Raw genomic sequence first — 16,251 nt, 5'->3', positions numbered from 1 at the left:
CCCGTGGCCACCGGTGCCCCGCAGATCACCTGGATGCCGGACCTGTGCCGGCTGCCACGCTTGGGTGCCATGCTGGGGCTGGCCGAGCTGGTGGTGCTGGTGGTGACCCTGGTGCCCGATGCCGGCGCCGCGCGCAGCATCACCCTGTCGCGCTTCGTCTCGGCCAGCGGCCTGGCGCTATGGCTGGCGCTGGCGGTCACCGTGTTGCTGTGCGTACTGCGGCCTTCGCTGTCGCGGCTGCCGCCCAGGCTGGGTGGGCTGGCCGCGCTGCTGATTGCCGCGCTGGTGGCGATGCTGGGCGCCGGCATCGTGCACGGGCTATACGCCGTGCTGGGCCAGGCCCCGCTTGGCCCGTTGGTCGGCTTCTGGCGCTTCACCCTGGGCAGTGCCGCCACCGTGGTGCTGATCACCGCGCTGGCGCTGCGCTATTTCTACGTCAGCGACCGCTGGGAAGCGCAGGTGCAGGCCAATGCGCGCGCCGAAGCCGACGCCTTGCAGGCACGCATCCGCCCGCACTTCCTGTTCAACAGCATGAACCTGATCGCCAGCCTGCTGCGGCGCGACCCGGTGGTGGCCGAGCAGGCGGTGCTGGATCTGTCGGATCTGTTTCGCGCCGCGCTCGGCGCCGGCGAAGGCGTGTCCACCCTGCGCGCCGAATGCGAGCTGGCCGAGCGCTATCTGGCCATCGAGTCCTTGCGCCTGGGCGAGCGCCTGCAGGTGCGCTGGCACCGCCAGGAACCATTGCCGTGGGAGCTGCCGATGCCGCGCCTGGTGCTGCAGCCGCTGGTCGAAAACGCGGTGCTGCACGGAGTCTCGCGCATGCCCGAGGGCGGCACGCTGTATCTGTCGCTGCGCCAGCGCGGCAGCCAGTTGCAGATCCGCATCGTCAACCCCGCCCCGCAACCGGGAACCCAGTTGCCGCTGCTGGCCGGCGCCGGGCATGCGCAGGCCAGCATCTCGCACCGGCTGGCGTTTCAGTTCGGTGCCGGGGCACGGATGGCGGCCAGCTGGGCTGAGGGCTACTATGCCTGCGAGATCACATTGCCGCTGCCGTGACGGGGGAGTCGCTGCAGCGAAGGGGGATGTCCATGACGGCCACGCAAGTGCGGGTGCTGATCGCCGATGACGAGCCACTGGCGCGCGAGCGCCTGCGCATGCTGCTGGGCGAGCATCCGCAGGTCGAGGTGATCGGCGAGGCCGAAAACGGCCAGCAGGTCCTGCAGCAGTGCGAACAGCTGCACCCGGACCTGGTGTTGCTGGACATCGCCATGCCCGGTGTCGACGGCCTGGAAACCGCGCGGCTGCTGCGCCAGCGCCAGCCACCGCCGGCGGTGGTGTTCTGCACCGCCTACGACCAGCATGCCTTGTCGGCGTTCGACGCCGCCGCGCTGGATTACCTGATGAAACCGGTGCGCCCGGAACGCCTGTCCGCGGCCCTGGAAAAGGTCGCCACGTTTCTGGCCGGACGCGTGCCCGGTGTCGCGCCGCGGCCGTTGCGCACCCACCTGTGCGCGCGTCTGCGTGGCAGCCTGCGGCTGATCGCCATCGGCGACATCCGCTATCTGCAGGCCGAAGAGAAGTACGTCATCGTCCATCACGCCCGTGGCGAGGACCTGATCGAAGAGTCGCTCAAATCGCTGGAAGACGAATTCGCCGACCGCCTGGTGCGCATCCATCGCAATTGCCTGGTGGCCCGCGATGAACTGATGGAGTTGCGCCGCAGCGGCGACGGCCAGGTGCACGCGGTGCTGCGCAACGTGCCGCAGACCCTGGAAGTGAGCCGGCGTTGCGTGGCCAGCCTGCGCGATCAACTGCGTCATGTATGAGTTACCGGTCCGGTCCGCGATAATGGCCGGATGACCACGCTCCGCATCGCCACCCGCAAGAGCCCGCTCGCCCTTTGGCAGAGCGAACATGTCGCTGCCGCGTTGCGCCAGCACCACCCCGGCCTGGAGGTGGTGCTGGTGCCGATGAGCACCCGCGGCGACGAAGTGCTGGACCGCTCGCTGGCGGCAATCGGCGGCAAGGGCCTGTTTCTGAAGGAACTGGAGCTGGCCATGCTGCGCGGCGAGGCCGACTGCGCGGTGCATTCGCTCAAGGATGTGCCGATGGAACTGGACGATCCGTTCGTGCTGCCGGCGATCCTGGGCCGCGGCGACCCAGCCGACGCGCTGGTGTCCAATCTCTATGCCAGCCTGCAGGCATTGCCGCTGGGCGCGCGGGTGGGCACCTCGTCGTTACGGCGGCAGGCGCAGCTGCGCGCCGCACGCCCGGACCTGGAACTGATCGACCTGCGCGGCAACGTCAACACCCGCCTGGCCAAGCTCGACAACGGCGGCTACGACGCCATCGTGCTGGCCTGCGCCGGCCTGCAACGGCTGGGGCTGGACGCGCGCATCAGTGCGCGGCTGGACGCGCCGGACTGGTTGCCGGCACCGGCGCAGGGTGCGGTGGCAGTGGAATGTCGTGGCGACGATGCGCGCATCCATGCGCTGCTGGCGGTGCTGGATGCCCCCGCCACCCGCGTCTGCGTGGAAGCCGAGCGGGCGATGAATCGCGCGCTGCACGGCAGCTGCCATGTCCCGGTGGCCGCCTTCGCCACCTGGAAGGACGAGGGCCTGTACCTGCAGGGCATGGTCGGCAGCGCCAGCGATGGCCGCCTGATCCACGCCGATGCGCACGGCAGTCCCGAAGACACCGAAGCGCTGGGCCGCCGCGTCGCCCAAGGCCTGTTCGACAAGGGCGCCGCCCAGCTGCTGGCCGAGCTGTAGCGCACCGCCGTCGCCCGCCCCTTCGGCCGCCACGCCCACGCCCCGGCTGTCGTAGGAGCGGACCCGGCCGCGACGGGCGTTCCCGATAGAGCTTTCGCGGCCAAGGCCGCTCCTACCGAGCGCGGTCGCGTATTCGAACGTGCGCACCAGGTCGACCATGGTCGACGTACCGCCCCTCGCGTCGCCCGCCTACTACCAGGTCCTCCTGTCGTAGGAGCGGACCCGGCCGCGACGGGCACTCCCGATACAGCTGTCGCGGCCAAGGCCGCTCCTGCCGAGCGGGATCGCTTACTTGAACGTGTAAACCAGGTTCACCGTGGTCAGCGTGTCGGTCTTCTTGTCGCCGTCGCTGACCTCGCTGTTGTGGCGCATCTGCCAGGCGGCCTTGAGCGCGAAGTGCGAGTTCATGCTGACCTGCACGCCGAAATCGTTCTGCGCGTAGGTGTTGTATTCGCCCGATTCCACCAGCAGCGTGTTGATCAGGTCAGTGTTGTCGGTGACGGTGTACTTCAGGTCGAACAGGCCGCGCCCGATCAGGCCGGTCTCGTTGCGGTCTTCGTCGCTGTTGTGCGCGCGGCGGATACCCGGGCCGATCTGCGCGTCCAGATAGAAGCGCTCGGCATCGATCAGGCGCGTGCCGTAACCGATACCGAAGGTGGCCAGCCGATCGTAGGTGGCGAAGTCGTCGTGTTCGTAGCGTCCGGTGGCGGTGAGCTGGCGGTGCTCGCCCAACTGCAAGGCACTGCCCACGCTGCCGGTGTAACGCTCGGCGGTGGTCTGGCGTTCGCGTTCGGTGCTGCCGTCGTCGTTGGTATTGGTGTACTCCGAGCTCGAACGCAGCGCGGTGGCATCCAGGCTGTGGATCCAGTCGCCGTCGGTGTAGCGCAGGCGCACGCGGCCGTTGAGGCTGTCGGTGGTGCTGTTGCCGTGGGCAGCGGCATAGCCCAGCTCGCCGCTGCTGCCGCTCCAGGGCGAGGGCACCAGCGCAGCGGCAGGGTCAACCGGTGTCGGCGCGACCGCGATCGACTGGGCCCACACGGTAGGCGTGATCAACAGCAGGGGCAGCAAGGCAGACAACTGGGCACGGCGGGACATAAGCGGCTCGCTTGAGGGCAGGGCGGGAGGGTGAAAGCGATTTCATGATAACGGACTGTGCGGCACGTCATGACCCGGTGAACGCCGCGCTTCATTGGCGGTTCTGGCGCTGGCGGCAGATGGCGCGTTGTCGTGTGCGGTTGCGGGCGGCGCGCAGACCCGCGCACGGCGTCGTCGCGACCGGCGCAATCCGAGCGGCCGGGACTGGCGTGTTCTGCACCAGAGTGCATAGCGACGCTCACCCCGCCGCGCGAAGAACCGGACATAATCGGCGCATGGACCGCTATGAACGTATCAACTCCCTGCATCGCCTGCTCAAGTCGGCGCGCTATCCGGTCACCGTGGCGCGGCTGCAGGATGAGCTGAGCTGCTCCCGCGCCACCGTGTATCGCGACCTGGCGTTTCTGCGCGATGCGCTGATGGCGCCGGTGGAAGGCGATGGCGAATCGGGCTTTCGCTATCTGTCCGGCGAAAGCGATCGCTTCGAGCTGCCCGGCCTGTGGCTGAGTTCGGAAGAACTGCATGCACTGCTGGCATCCCAGCAATTGCTCGCGCGCACCGGCGGGGGCGTATTGTCCTCGATGCTGGCACCGTTGCAGCAGCGCATCGAAGGGCTATTGGCGGCACAGGCCGGCGTATCGCAGTGGCCAGTGGACCGTGTGCGGGTGATTCCGCATCGCGGCCGCAAGCTGGACGAAGCGAGCTTTCGCACGGTGGCCTCCGGGGTGCTGGAGCGCAAGCAATTGAGCTTCGATTACCGGGCACGCTCGACCGACGAATCGACCAAGCGCACCGTGTCCCCGCAGCGCATCACCCATTACCGCGACAACTGGTACCTGGATGCCTGGGACCATGGCCGCGATGGCGTGCGCAGCTTTGCGGTGGACCGTATCAATCATGCGCGCCTGCTCGATGCCGCCCCGCGCGATGTGCCCGACAGCGAGCTGGACGAGCAGTTGGCCGCCAGCTACGGCATCTTTTCCGGCGCTCCCAAGGGCTGGGCGACCATCGTGTTCAGCGCCAAGGCCGCGCGCTGGGTGGCCGACGAGCACTGGCATTCCAAGCAGCAGGGCCGCTTTTTGCCGGACGGCCGCTACGAGCTCAAATTGCCGTACAGCAACTCGCGCGAGCTGCTGATGGACGTGCTGCACTACGGCTCGGATGCGGAGATCGTCGAACCGGTTTCGCTGCGCGAGCAGGCCAAGGCGCTGTTGTCGCTGGCGCTGAGCAACTACGACTGAGCCAGATCGGTCGCATGCACGCGTTTGTCTTGCGCGCAGGGGTTCCGCTCAATCAGCGACATGCAAGTTGACCAGCCATCTGGTCGAGGCGGGCGCACTGCTGACGCCGCACGGCACCTCCGCGACCAGGCTTGCACGCCAGGTGCTTGGGCAATCCACGCGCTGCACAAACACTAGGCTGGCCACGGTGCGTCATCGATCGCGCCGGATCCTGCGGTGGCGATCAGCCGCGGTGGCATGAACGCGGCAGTCCGGTAGAGCCAGAGGCAGCTAGCCAGACGTAGCGATCAAGTCGTCAGGCAAGTGTTGAAGGCGCACCCGGGATCGACGTACGCGCTACGGAACCGATCGCCAGGCAATGGCGGGACGCGCCTGGCGGCTTCGCAGAAGTTCTCGCAGGCATTCCGGCGCTGGCAGCTGGACTTGGCAACGCGTCTGATCGCAATGATCAGCCGATTGCATCCATGACCGGAAGACGCCGGAGCATATCGGCAGCGCAATACTCAGCGTTTGTTGGGTACTTCAAATCCCAGACGGTCCACCTGCTCGCGCAACTGCGGCACGCGCTTGAGCTTATCGGTGTAGATGGAATAGTCGTCGCGCATCTTGTCGACCAGCTTGCGGTACTGGTCGCGGCTCATGTCCGGCTTGCGCGCGAAGATCCAGGCCAGGTCGCGGCCGGGATAGGAAATCAGCATCCATGAACCGTCCGGTGCAATTTCCAGGATGCGCTGCTTGGCCGGAATGACCTTGTAGAACCACACCCGCCAATCGCGGTTGCCGCTCTCGGCGTCCACCGACGCGCGCGCGTTGACCTCTTTTTCCGGCTCGCCGAAGCCTTCGCGGTACAGATAGCGCACCGCCACCTTGCCGTCTTCGACCAGGGTGTACTCGTCGCGGCTGGTGACGTGCCCGCGCTCGACCGGGTTGGGCATGCGCGCAATCACGTACCAGGTGCCCATGATCTTGGACAGATCGATCGCCGGCTCGGTGGTGGATGTGTCCTTGGCGGATGCCACGGGCAGGCCGAGGACGAGCAGGAAAGCGAGGGCGATCGTAACGGTCAGGCGCATCGCAACATCACAAAGGGGCAGTAGGAGCAGCACACTACCGCATGCAGGGGGCAAGTTCGCGTCAACGGTCGGGTCTGGCGTCGGCGACTGCGGCATCGGGATCAATCCCTCGATCCTCCGTCCTCGCTGCCCGATCCCGATCGCCAGCCACTTCAAGGCACAGCCCGCGGCGCCGCACCCGCCCGGCCAGCATCTCGCCTGTCGGGTCGCAATCGGTGAGATGGGCACAGGCAATCCTGCCGGCCTGTGTTCATCCCTTCTGCCACGGAGTGCCGCCATGTCGCATCGTCCTTCTCCTCGTTCCGAACGTCCCGATCCGCGGGTGTTGCGCCCGGTGCGGCAGATCGCCCTTGCCGGCCTGGCGCTGGTGCTGGTGTGGCCGGCGGCGCGCGGTTACAGCGAGTGGATCGGCTGGCTGCCCCTGTGGCTGGTGGGCATGCCGATGCTGGCCTGGTGGAGCCTGCATCGCTTCGCGCTGCCCACGCTGACCCGGCCGGGCGCTCGGCGGGTCTTGCCGCGGCGGCGTGGCCCGCAGGCACAGCGTCGGCGCGTTGCCGCGCGGGCCACGACACCGGCGCGGGCGGCCTGACCTTCGGCAGGGGAGGCCGGGCAAGGGGCTGTGTTAGGTTTTCCGGCATTGGTTTTTCCGGAAAAATACATGCCCAAGTTCGCCTCGATCTGCCTGGTTGCCGGCCTGATCACCGCTGGCGCCGTCTCTGCAGAGGAAACCGCCGTGTCCAACGATCCCTACGCCTGGCTGGAAGATGTCACTGGCGCCAAGCCGCTGGACTGGGTCAAGGCCCAGAACGCCAAGACCGAGGCGCGCCTGGCCACCACGCCGGCCTTCAGGCAGATGGAAACCAGCATCCGCGAAGTGCTGGATTCGGACGCGAAGATTCCCGGCGTGCAGAAGATCGGCGAGTACTACTACAACTTCTGGAAGGACAAGCAGCACGAGCGCGGCCTGTGGCGGCGCACCACGCTGGACGAGTACCGCAAGGCCTCGCCGAAGTGGGAGACGGTGCTGGACCTGGATGCGCTCAACAAGGCCGAGGGCGAGAACTGGGTCTGGCATGGCGCCGACTGCCTGCGCCCGGACTACCAGCGCTGCCTGATCGCGCTGTCGCGCGGCGGCGCCGATGCCGACGTCACCCGCGAGTTCGATCTCGGCAGCAAGCAGTGGGTCAAGGACGGCTTCTTCCGTCCCGAATCCAAGGGCGGGCTGGGCTGGATCGACAAGGACACGGTCTACGTCTTCACCGATTTCGGTGCCGGCAGCATGACCAGTTCCGGCTACCCGCGCATCGCCAAGCAGTGGAAGCGCGGTACCCCGCTCGGCGCCGCCACCGTGGTGTACGAGGGCAAGCCCACCGACATGTACATCGCGGCGATGCACGATGACACCCCGGGCTTCGAGCGCGATTTTGTCAGCCGCACGCTGGCCTTCTACAACGACGAGCTGTATCTCAAGGGCGCCGACGGCAAGCTGGTCAAGGTGGATGTGCCCAACTCGGCCAGCAAGTCGGTCAAGCGGCAATGGCTGACGCTGGAGCTGCGCGAGCCATGGACGGTGGGCGGCAAGACCTACACGGCGGGCTCGCTGCTGGCCACGCGCTTTGACGACTTCATGGCCGGCAAGCGCAGCTTCGATGTGCTGTTCGCACCGACCGACACCACCTCGCTGGCGGGCGTGGCATGGACCAAGTCGCACCTGGTGTTGAACGTGCTGGAAGATGTCAAGAATCGGCTCAGCGTCATCACCCCATCGCAGGACGGGTGGAAGAAGAGCGCGTTTGTCGGTGCGCCGGCTTTCGGCACGATCGATGTCAGCGCCGTGGACAGCGACGACAGCGACGCGCTGTGGCTGACCGTCACCGATTACCTCACACCCACCACCTTGTCGTGGGTGGACGTCGGCAGTGCGCCGCAGCCGCTCAAGACCATGCCGGCGTTCTTCGATGCCGGCAAGGACAGCATCGAGCAGCACTTTGTCACCAGCAAGGACGGCACCCGCGTGCCGTATTTCCTGGTGCGCCCCAAGAACCTCAAGCTCGATGGCAGCGCGCCGACGCTGCTGTACGGCTACGGCGGTTTCGAGATTTCGATGACGCCCAATTATTCCGGTGGATTGGGCCGCGCCTGGCTGGACAAGGGCGGCGTCTACGTGGTGGCCAACATCCGCGGCGGCGGCGAGTACGGCCCGCGCTGGCACCAGGCTGCGCTCAAGCAGAACCGCCACAAGGCCTACGAAGACATGGCCGCGGTGGCCAAGGATCTGGTCGCGCGCAAGATCACCTCGACCAGGCATCTGGGCGTGCAGGGCGGCAGTAATGGCGGCCTGATGACCGGCAACATGCTCACCCAGTATCCGGAGCTGTTCGGCGCGGTGGTGGTGCAGGTGCCGCTGCTGGACATGAAGCGCTACAGCCATTTGCTGGCCGGCGCCTCGTGGATGGCCGAATACGGCGACCCGGACACCGACGACTGGAGCTTCATCCAGACCTTTTCGCCGTATCACCTGTTCGATCCGAAGAAGACCTATCCGCCGGTGATCTTCCTGACCTCCACCCGCGACGACCGCGTGCATCCGGGCCACGCGCGCAAGATGGCGGCCAAGATGGTCGAGGCCGGCAAGGACGTGACCTACTACGAGAACATCGAGGGCGGTCACGGCGGTGCGGCCAACAACGCGCAGGCAGCGCATATGTCGGCATTGGCGTATAGCTTCCTGTGGGAGCGCCTGGCCGACTGATGCGGCATGACAATCGGTGGCGTGCGCCTCGCATACAAGCCCTTCTCCCCTCGGGAGAAGGTGCCCGAAGGGCGGATGAGGGTACGGTTGCTCGCTGGGTTGAAGCCCGTTCGATGAACAATCGCGTGGGTCGAGGCATCTAGAAAGTGCCAGGCTTCCGCGCCTTGCGGCACGGGTTGGGTTTGTTTCGGCAAAAGTAACCAGCACCATGCGCCTGACGCGAACCGGTGCGATGAAACTGCACCGGTTCCCTGCGCTCCTCGCCATCCGTGGCACGGCGCCCCAACTCGCTGTGCTCAAACAGCGCGCCTCCGGCCACAAGTGGCTGCGGTGTTCGGCCCGCTTCAAGGCGAGGAAGCCACGAGCAACAGCAAGTGCAACAATGGCGAGTGCACGGTAGAACTGCGAGCACTTCACACGCTCGATCTGTGGCCACAAACTGCGTAACCCACGCTCAATACGCCCACTGCCTGTTCCAGGCGCGACAGGCTTCGGATGTATCGATGCGCACGTATTGATTAGCGCTGTGGTACCGAGCGGCGCCGGGCCAGCGGCAAGCGATTGCACGGCAATTCTCCGATCTGGTCAGCTGCGTGCCGAGGTAACACTGTGTGGCGCGTTCGGGCCTGGTTGTCGCCACTGCGATGACCAGGCGCGATATCCCTTGGAGGGGTGGAATGAAACTCGAGGATCTGGGACCGCGGCTGTGCATTCTCGGGCCGTCCAACAGCGGTAAATCGACCTTGGCCCAGGCGATCGCGCGCAAGCGCGGATGCGCATGCGTACATCTGGATCAGCTGCATCATTTCCCGAACACTGCCTGGCTACCTCGCCCCAGGCAGGACTTTTTCGCGCTTCACGATGCGGCCATTGCCGCAGAGCAGTGGGTGATGGATGGCAATTACCTGGGCTGCCTGTCGCAGCGTCTGGCGCGTGCAACGGGCGTTGTTCTATTGGACATCCCGGTGACGACCAGCCTGGTGCGCTATCTGCGCCGAACCTGGTTCGAGCAGCGCCGTTGCGGCGGCCTCGATGGCGCCAGGGAGCGGGTCAGGTGGGAGATGCTGCGCCACATCGCGGTCGTCGAACGCAGAAAACGCAAAGACCTTGCAAGGATATTCGAGCGCAGCAGCGTGCCGAAGATCGCACTGCTGACGGTGCCGGCGATCGATCAATTCTATCGCCTTGAAAAGTTGAACTAGAAAGGTCTGCGCCGGTGACAGCGGCTCCCGGCGTGGTGTCACGACAGAAGGCGATTGACCGCGAGGGCGCGCTCAACACGCCTTATGGATGGCAGGTGCTGTGGTGTCATGCAAGGCGCGTCTACAGACTGCGTAACCCACGCGCAATGCGCTCCACCGCCTGTTCCAGGCGCGGCAGGCTCTGGGTGTAGGCGATGCGCACGTGCTGGTTGGCGCGATGGAAGCCGAAGTCGATGCCGGGAGTAAAGGCGACGTGCTCGGTTTCCAGGAAATGCGCGCAGAACGCCTGCGCATCGTCGGAAAACGCGCTGATGTCGGCGTAGAGATAGAACGCGCCTTGGGGTTCGATGGCGATGTTGAAGCCAAGCTGGCGTAGCGCGGGCAGCAGATAGTCGCGGCGTTGCTGGAACTGCGCGCGGCGCGCTTCGAAGATGGCGATGCTTTCCGGCGTGAAACACGCAAGCGCTGCGTGCTGCGCAATGGTCGAGGCGCTGATGTAGAGGTTTTGCGCGAGTTTTTCCAGCTCGGGCACCGCGCCGGGCGGGGCGATCAGCCAGCCCAGGCGCCAGCCGGTCATGCCGAAGTATTTGGAAAAACTGTTCAAGACGAAGGCGCTGTCGTCCACTTCCAGCACGCTATGCGCGTCCAGGCCATAGGTCAGGCCGTGGTAGATCTCGTCCACCACCAGGTGCCCGCCGCGCGCACGCAGCGCCTGCGACAACGCGGCCAGCTGCGCGCGCGACAGCACGCTGCCGGTGGGGTTGGCCGGCGATGCCACCAGGGCGCCGACGCTGTCGGCGTTCCAGCACGCGTCCACCAGCGCCGGGGTCAGTTGGTAGTCGGTGTCCGGCCCGACCGGAACCAGTTGTGCGGCACCTTCGATCAGGCGCAGGAAGTGGCGGTTGCACGGATACCCAGGGTCGGCAAGCAGCCAGTGCTTGCCCGGGTCCACCAGCAGGCTGCTGGCCAACAGCAGCGCGCCCGAGCCGCCTGGCGTGACCAGGATCCGCTCCGGGTCGACGCTGCGGCCATAACGTTGCGCATAAAAGCCGGCAATCGCCTCGCGCAACGCGGGCAGGCCGCGTGCGGCGGTGTAGCGGGTATGGCCGGCGGCCAATGCGGCCTGCCCGGCAGCCACGATCGGCGCGGCAGTGGTGAAATCGGGTTCGCCGATTTCCAGGTGGATCACGTCGTGACCGGCCTGTTCGAGCGCATTGGCGCGGGCCAGCAGCGACATCACATGGAACGGCGCGATGTCCTGGCTGCGGCGGCTGTAGCCCGACGCGGGCGAAAGCAAGGGGTCCATTGCGAAGATCATAGACCAGCATGACCTAGGACACATGACGCCCGGCGACGGGCTCTTCCACACTCGGTCGCTGGGATGGCATTGCGTTCATCCAACGGACCCCAATCTGATGAAGCCTGTCCTGACCTTGTTGATCGCCAGCCTGATGACCACATCCGCCTCCTCTTTCGCCGCTCTCCCGTCGCCGCCGGACGTCGCCAAGCACCCGCACGTGGTCAAGACGCCGTTTGGCGCCACCCGTAACGACGATTACTACTGGCTGCGCGACGACAAGCGCGAAGACAAGGCGATGCTGGCCTATCTCAACGCCGAGAATGCCTACACCGACCAGGTGATGGCGCCGCTCAAGCCGTTGGAAGACACGCTCTACAACGAGATCGTCGGGCGCATCAAGCAGGACGATGCCAGCGTGCCGTATCGCGAACGCGGCTATTGGTATTACACCCGCTTCGAAGCCGGCAAGGATTACCCGATCCAGGCGCGTCGCAAGGGCAGCATGGCGGCGCCGGAAGAAATCCTGCTGGACGTCAACCAGATGGCCCAGGGCAAGGGCTATTTCAGCGTGGGCGAGGCCGAAGTCAGTCAGGACAACCGCCTGCTTGCCTGGGCCGACGACGCCGTCGGCCGCCGCCAATACACGATTCGCTTCAAGAATCTGGACACCGGCGAGATCTATCCGGACACCGTGGAAGGCGTCTCCCCGAACGTGGTGTGGGCGGACGACAACAAGACCGTGTTCTATGTCGAAAACGACCCGGAAACGCTGCTCACCGTGCGCGTCAAGAAACACGTCCTGGGTACTGCGTCCAAGGACGACGTGCTGGTGTACGAAGAGAAGGACGACAGTTTTTACATGGGCGTGGGGCGTACCCGCGACGACAAGTACATCACCATCGGCGTGGAAAGCACGGTGTCGTCCGAGACGCGTTATGCGCTGGCCGCCAAGCCGGACACCTTCAAGGTGCTGGCCAAGCGCGAGCGCGATGTGGAGTACCACGCCGAACATTTCGACGGGCGTTGGGTGATCCGCACCAACGCCGATGGCGCCGAGAACTTCAAGCTGGTGACTGCGCCCACCGATGCCACCACGCGCAAGCAGTGGACCGACTGGGTCGCCCACGATGACAAGGTCTACATCGAAAATTTCGAGCTGTTCGATGGATTCACGGCCATCGAAGAACGCTCCGGTGGCCTGGAGCGCGTGCGACTGCTCAAGCGTGATGGCAGCCATGAGTACGTCAAGGCGGATGAGCCGGCGTATTCGATGGGCTTGTCGGTCAACCCCGAGCCGGACACCGTGTGGCTGCGTTACAGCTATACATCGCTGACCACTCCGGCCACCACCTACGACCTCAACACCGCCACCGGCGAGCGCAAGGTGCTCAAGCAGCAACCGGTGATCGGCTACGACGCGGGCAAGTATGAGACCGAACGCGTCTGGGTCACGGCCCGCGACGGCGTCAAGGTGCCGGTGTCGCTGGTGTACAAGAAAGGCTTCGAGAAGGACGGCACGGCCGCGTTGTTCCAGTACGCGTACGGCAGCTACGGCATGTCGATGGACCCGTCCTTCAATCTGCCGGCGATCAGCCTGCTGGACCGTGGTGTGGTGTACGCCATCGCGCACATCCGCGGCGGCCAGGAAATGGGCCGCAAGTGGTACGACGATGGCAAGCTGCTGCACAAGAAGAACACCTTCAACGATTTCGTCGACGTCACCCGCGGGCTGGTCGCGCAGGGCTACGCCGCCAAGGACCGTGTGGCGGCATCCGGCGGCAGCGCAGGTGGCCTGCTGATGGGTGCGGTGGCCAACATGGCGCCGCAGGACTACCGCGTGATGGTGGCGCAGGTGCCATTCGTCGATGTGGTCACCACCATGCTGGATGCCAGCATCCCGTTGACCACCAACGAATACGACGAGTGGGGCAACCCGGAAACCAAGGACTACTACGACTACATGCTGTCGTATTCGCCCTACGACAATGTGCGCAAGCAGGCGTACCCGGCGATGTTCGTCGGCACCGGTCTGTGGGATTCGCAGGTGCAGTACTGGGAGCCGGCCAAGTGGGTGGCTAGGTTGCGCGACGACAACACCGGCAAGGCTCCGATTGTGTTCCGCACCAATATGGAAGCCGGTCACGGCGGCAAATCCGGCCGCTTCCGCCGTTACCGCGAGTTGGCGGAGTCGTACGCGTTCGTGCTGGACCAGCTGGGCGTCAAGTAGCTGGGGAGCCGGGATTGGGGAGTCGGGATTGGGGATTCGCCAAGGCCGATGGCTGAGGTTTCGGTGGTTGTTGCATCGCGTTGGGGTGGGACGGTTGGTTTCCGGCCTCCTTGGTGTGTTTCCGCCTTCGGCCGTTGCCCCCGCTTGGGCTCGTTGTTGTTGCTCTTCTCCCCGGTCGCTTGAAAGTGAGTTGAGCACTGCCGCCACGCTTGGCCGAAGAGGCGTGCTTGTCCGAGTGCCGCGCGTCTGGGCGCCTTGCCTTGCCAGGGCCTCCACCGGCGCCTGCAGTGGTCGCGCCGACAACGCGCAGGCCAGGCCACCTCACCCCGGTCTGGTCGTATCATTTGCACATGACGCGACCGAACCGATTTCGCTGGGCCTGGTGGTTGCTGGCGTATGCCAGCCTGGCGACCGGCATTGTCGGGATCTTTGTGCCGGGATTGCCGACGACGGTGTTCATCCTGATTTCGGCCTGGGCGGCGTCGCGTGGGTCCGAGCGGCTGCATGCGTGGCTGCTGTCGCATCCGCGTTTCGGGCCGGCAATCGTGGAGTGGCAGACCTATCGGGCGGTCAGTCGCAAGGCCAAGTGGATGGCGACGCTGACGATGACCCTGTGCGCCGGCATCATGCTGTGGTGCGTGCCGGTGTTCTGGGTGAAATGCCTGTCGATCGGCAGCATGACGGTGGTGGCGATCTGGTTGTGGCTGCGTCCGGAGCCGCCGCCGCGCGCGCTGCAAACGCCGCACTGAGCGCACGGCAGTCAGGGTGTTCTGGCTATACTCCGGTCCATGAGCATCATGTCCCGACCTTCCGTTCGTCTCGCACTGGTTGGTGCGACCTTTGTCCTGCTTGCCGCTTGCGGCAACAAGGGCCCGCTGGTGATGCCGCAGAAGCCGGTGCCGGTGGAAGCCCAGCCCGTGCCGCAGCCGCCGGATGCGCCGCAACCGCTGGATGAGTCCACACCTGCGCCCGCGCCGGTGGAGACCGACGGCAAGCCCGCATCAACCACCGACCAGCCCGCTAGCAGCGGCAATGAGCGCTGACGGCCGCAGCGAGCGTCTGCGTTTCACAAAAATGCATGGCGCCGGCAACGATTTCGTGGTGCTGGACCTGCGCGACGGCACGCCACCGCCGGATGCTGCGCTGGCAGCGCGCCTGGCAGATCGACACTTCGGGGTCGGCTGCGATCAGATCCTGACCATCCAAGCCCCGCGCAGCGAAGGCGCAGTGGCGGCCTACGGCATCTGGAATTCCGACGGCTCGGCCGCGCGTCAATGCGGCAACGGCGCGCGTTGCGTCGCGGCCTGGCTGGTGCGCGATGGAACCGCGCAGGGCGAGCGCTTCCTCATCGACAGCCCGGTCACCGCACATGCGGTGGAGCAGGTGGATGCGGGAACGTATGCGGTGGCCATGGGCGTGCCGCAGTTCGAGCCCACGCAGATTCCGCTGGCCGGATTTGCGCATGCGCGCGACGAATACGCGCTGCCCGTGCACGGCGAGACGGTACGCTTTGGTGCAGTGTCGATGGGCAACCCGCATGCCGTGCTGGAGGTTGGCCGTGTCGATGCCGCCCCGGTGGAGCGTGTGGGCAGCTTGCTGCAGCAAAACGCCGCATTCCCCAATTCGGTCAATGTCGGGTTCGCGCAGGTGGTGGATCCCACGCATGTGCGCCTGCGCGTGTTCGAGCGCGGCGTCGGCGAAACGCTGGCCTGCGGCAGCGGTGCGTGCGCGGCTGCGGTGGTGCTGATGCAGCGCGGCCGCGTCGAGCGCGACGTGCGCGTGTCGTTGCCCGGCGGCGAGCTGCAGATTCGCTGGCCCGACGATGCGCAGGAGGTGGTGATGTCCGGCCCGGCGGTGTTCGTCTTCGATGGAGAATGGAACTGATGAGCGACAACACGGACAAGTTCAGCGCGCACGAGGTCGCAACGTGGTTGCGTCGCCATCCCACCTTTCTCAAGCAATTCCCCGATCTGGCGGTGAGCCTGCTGGTGCCGCGCGACGATGGCCCTACCGCGTCGCTGGCGACCTATCAGCTGGAAGTGTTGCGCGACAAGAACCGCGAGCTGTCGCGGCGCCTGCACGAGCTGGGCAGCAATGCGCAGGTCAATGAGCGGCTGGCGGTGCGCACCCACCAACTCACGCTGGCACTGATGCGCCAGACCACGGCCGCCGATACGCTCAAGGCGATGGCTGCGTCGTTGGCAGAAGATTTCAACGGTGAGCTGGTGCGGCTGGTCGTGCTCGCGCCGGTCGCCGGCCTGAACGCGGATTGGTTGCAGGTGATCGCCGCCGACGATGCGCGCCTGGCCCCGTTTCGCGATTGCCTGAGCGATGGCGAGCCGATCTGCGGCCGGCTGCAGGCTGAAAAACACGCGCTGCTGTATGCCGAACAGGCGGATGCGGTGCAATCCACCGCGTTGCTGCCGTTGCCGGGTGTCGGCCTGATTGCGGTCGGCAGCAGCGATGCCAACCGGTTCTATCCCGGCATGGGCACTTTGTTCCTGCGCATGATGGGCGAGTCGCTGGGCGTGGCGCTGCAGCGTTTCACGCCGTGATGGCAGTGGCAGGCCATGCAATGCGCGGCCTGCTG

At 66.0% G+C, this 16,251-nt stretch carries 14 protein-coding genes and 1 pseudogene; 12 read left to right on the top strand and 3 right to left on the bottom strand.

The features are described 5' to 3' along the window. Window positions 1–3 precede the first annotated feature (3 nt). From FHY18_RS12145 to hemC, 3 genes are read left to right on the top strand one after another with little or no spacing between them, the layout of a single operon-like run. Window positions 4–1,056, top strand: coding sequence for a histidine kinase (locus FHY18_RS12145; protein ID WP_259155350.1), 1,053 nt, complete (start codon window positions 4–6; stop codon window positions 1,054–1,056). Between the two features lie 32 nt (window positions 1,057–1,088). Beyond that, entirely contained in the window at window positions 1,089–1,826 is a 738-nt protein-coding gene (locus FHY18_RS12140) for a LytTR family DNA-binding domain-containing protein (RefSeq protein ID WP_259155343.1), read from the top strand. A 30-nt stretch (window positions 1,827–1,856) separates the two neighbouring features. Continuing rightward, window positions 1,857–2,771 carry a hydroxymethylbilane synthase gene (gene hemC / locus FHY18_RS12135; protein ID WP_259155334.1) on the top strand — a complete coding sequence of 305 codons (915 nt, stop codon included), beginning with the start codon at window positions 1,857–1,859 and terminating at the stop codon, window positions 2,769–2,771. A 288-nt stretch (window positions 2,772–3,059) separates the two neighbouring features. On the opposite strand, the gene FHY18_RS12130 is transcribed toward hemC, so the two are convergent. After that, a complete protein-coding gene (locus FHY18_RS12130) occupies window positions 3,060–3,866 on the bottom strand; it encodes a DUF481 domain-containing protein (protein WP_259155330.1) in 807 nt (268 codons plus the stop codon). 275 nt (window positions 3,867–4,141) lie between these two features. Here FHY18_RS12130 and FHY18_RS12125 point away from each other — a divergent pair, with 275 nt between their 5' ends. Next, window positions 4,142–5,107: a YafY family protein gene (locus FHY18_RS12125; protein WP_005997239.1), complete on the top strand. Its 966-nt coding sequence runs from the start codon at window positions 4,142–4,144 to the stop codon at window positions 5,105–5,107. 503 nt (window positions 5,108–5,610) lie between these two features. Here the strand turns inward: FHY18_RS12125 and FHY18_RS12120 are convergent. Beyond that, complete coding sequence (locus tag FHY18_RS12120; protein WP_259155312.1) at window positions 5,611–6,180, bottom strand: lipocalin family protein; 570 nt, start codon at window positions 6,178–6,180, stop codon at window positions 5,611–5,613. A 277-nt stretch (window positions 6,181–6,457) separates the two neighbouring features. Between FHY18_RS12120 and FHY18_RS12115 the strand changes: the two genes are divergently transcribed. The 3 genes and pseudogenes from FHY18_RS12115 to FHY18_RS12105 all read left to right on the top strand — a co-directional run. Then, complete coding sequence (locus FHY18_RS12115) at window positions 6,458–6,769, top strand: hypothetical protein (protein ID WP_259155305.1); 312 nt, start codon at window positions 6,458–6,460, stop codon at window positions 6,767–6,769. Window positions 6,770–6,838: 69 nt separating this feature from the next. Then, entirely contained in the window at window positions 6,839–8,932 is a 2,094-nt protein-coding gene (locus FHY18_RS12110) for a prolyl oligopeptidase family serine peptidase (protein ID WP_259155304.1), read from the top strand. A gap of 743 nt (window positions 8,933–9,675) precedes the next feature. Next, window positions 9,676–9,951 (top strand): annotated as a pseudogene (locus FHY18_RS12105) (AAA family ATPase); the annotation flags it as partial. A gap of 304 nt (window positions 9,952–10,255) precedes the next feature. Here FHY18_RS12105 and FHY18_RS12100 read toward each other — a convergent pair. Beyond that, complete coding sequence (locus tag FHY18_RS12100) at window positions 10,256–11,440, bottom strand: pyridoxal phosphate-dependent aminotransferase (RefSeq protein ID WP_259155303.1); 1,185 nt, start codon at window positions 11,438–11,440, stop codon at window positions 10,256–10,258. Window positions 11,441–11,549: 109 nt separating this feature from the next. Between FHY18_RS12100 and FHY18_RS12095 the strand changes: the two genes are divergently transcribed. The 5 genes from FHY18_RS12095 (at window position 11,550) to FHY18_RS12075 (ending at window position 16,216) form a co-directional block, all read left to right on the top strand. Next, a complete protein-coding gene (locus FHY18_RS12095) occupies window positions 11,550–13,661 on the top strand; it encodes a S9 family peptidase (protein WP_259155302.1) in 2,112 nt (703 codons plus the stop codon). A 350-nt stretch (window positions 13,662–14,011) separates the two neighbouring features. After that, complete coding sequence (locus tag FHY18_RS12090; protein ID WP_259155301.1) at window positions 14,012–14,410, top strand: YbaN family protein; 399 nt, start codon at window positions 14,012–14,014, stop codon at window positions 14,408–14,410. A 39-nt stretch (window positions 14,411–14,449) separates the two neighbouring features. Then, window positions 14,450–14,704, top strand: a complete 255-nt coding sequence (locus FHY18_RS12085) for a lipoprotein (RefSeq protein ID WP_259155300.1) — start codon at window positions 14,450–14,452, stop codon at window positions 14,702–14,704. Then, window positions 14,694–15,545: a diaminopimelate epimerase gene (gene dapF / locus FHY18_RS12080; RefSeq protein WP_259155299.1), complete on the top strand. Its 852-nt coding sequence runs from the start codon at window positions 14,694–14,696 to the stop codon at window positions 15,543–15,545. Before FHY18_RS12085 ends, dapF begins: the two co-directional genes overlap by 11 nt. Further along, window positions 15,545–16,216 (top strand): DUF484 family protein, encoded by a 672-nt coding sequence (locus FHY18_RS12075; protein WP_259155298.1) that lies wholly within the window; start codon window positions 15,545–15,547, stop codon window positions 16,214–16,216. The genes dapF and FHY18_RS12075 overlap by 1 nt, the downstream gene beginning before the upstream one ends. The last annotated feature ends 35 nt before the right edge of the window (window positions 16,217–16,251 follow it).

The organism is Xanthomonas sp. 3793 (assembly GCF_024806835.1).
GTDB lineage: Bacteria > Pseudomonadota > Gammaproteobacteria > Xanthomonadales > Xanthomonadaceae > Xanthomonas > Xanthomonas arboricola_F.
This window is presented reverse-complemented; position numbering and strand designations above follow the sequence as displayed.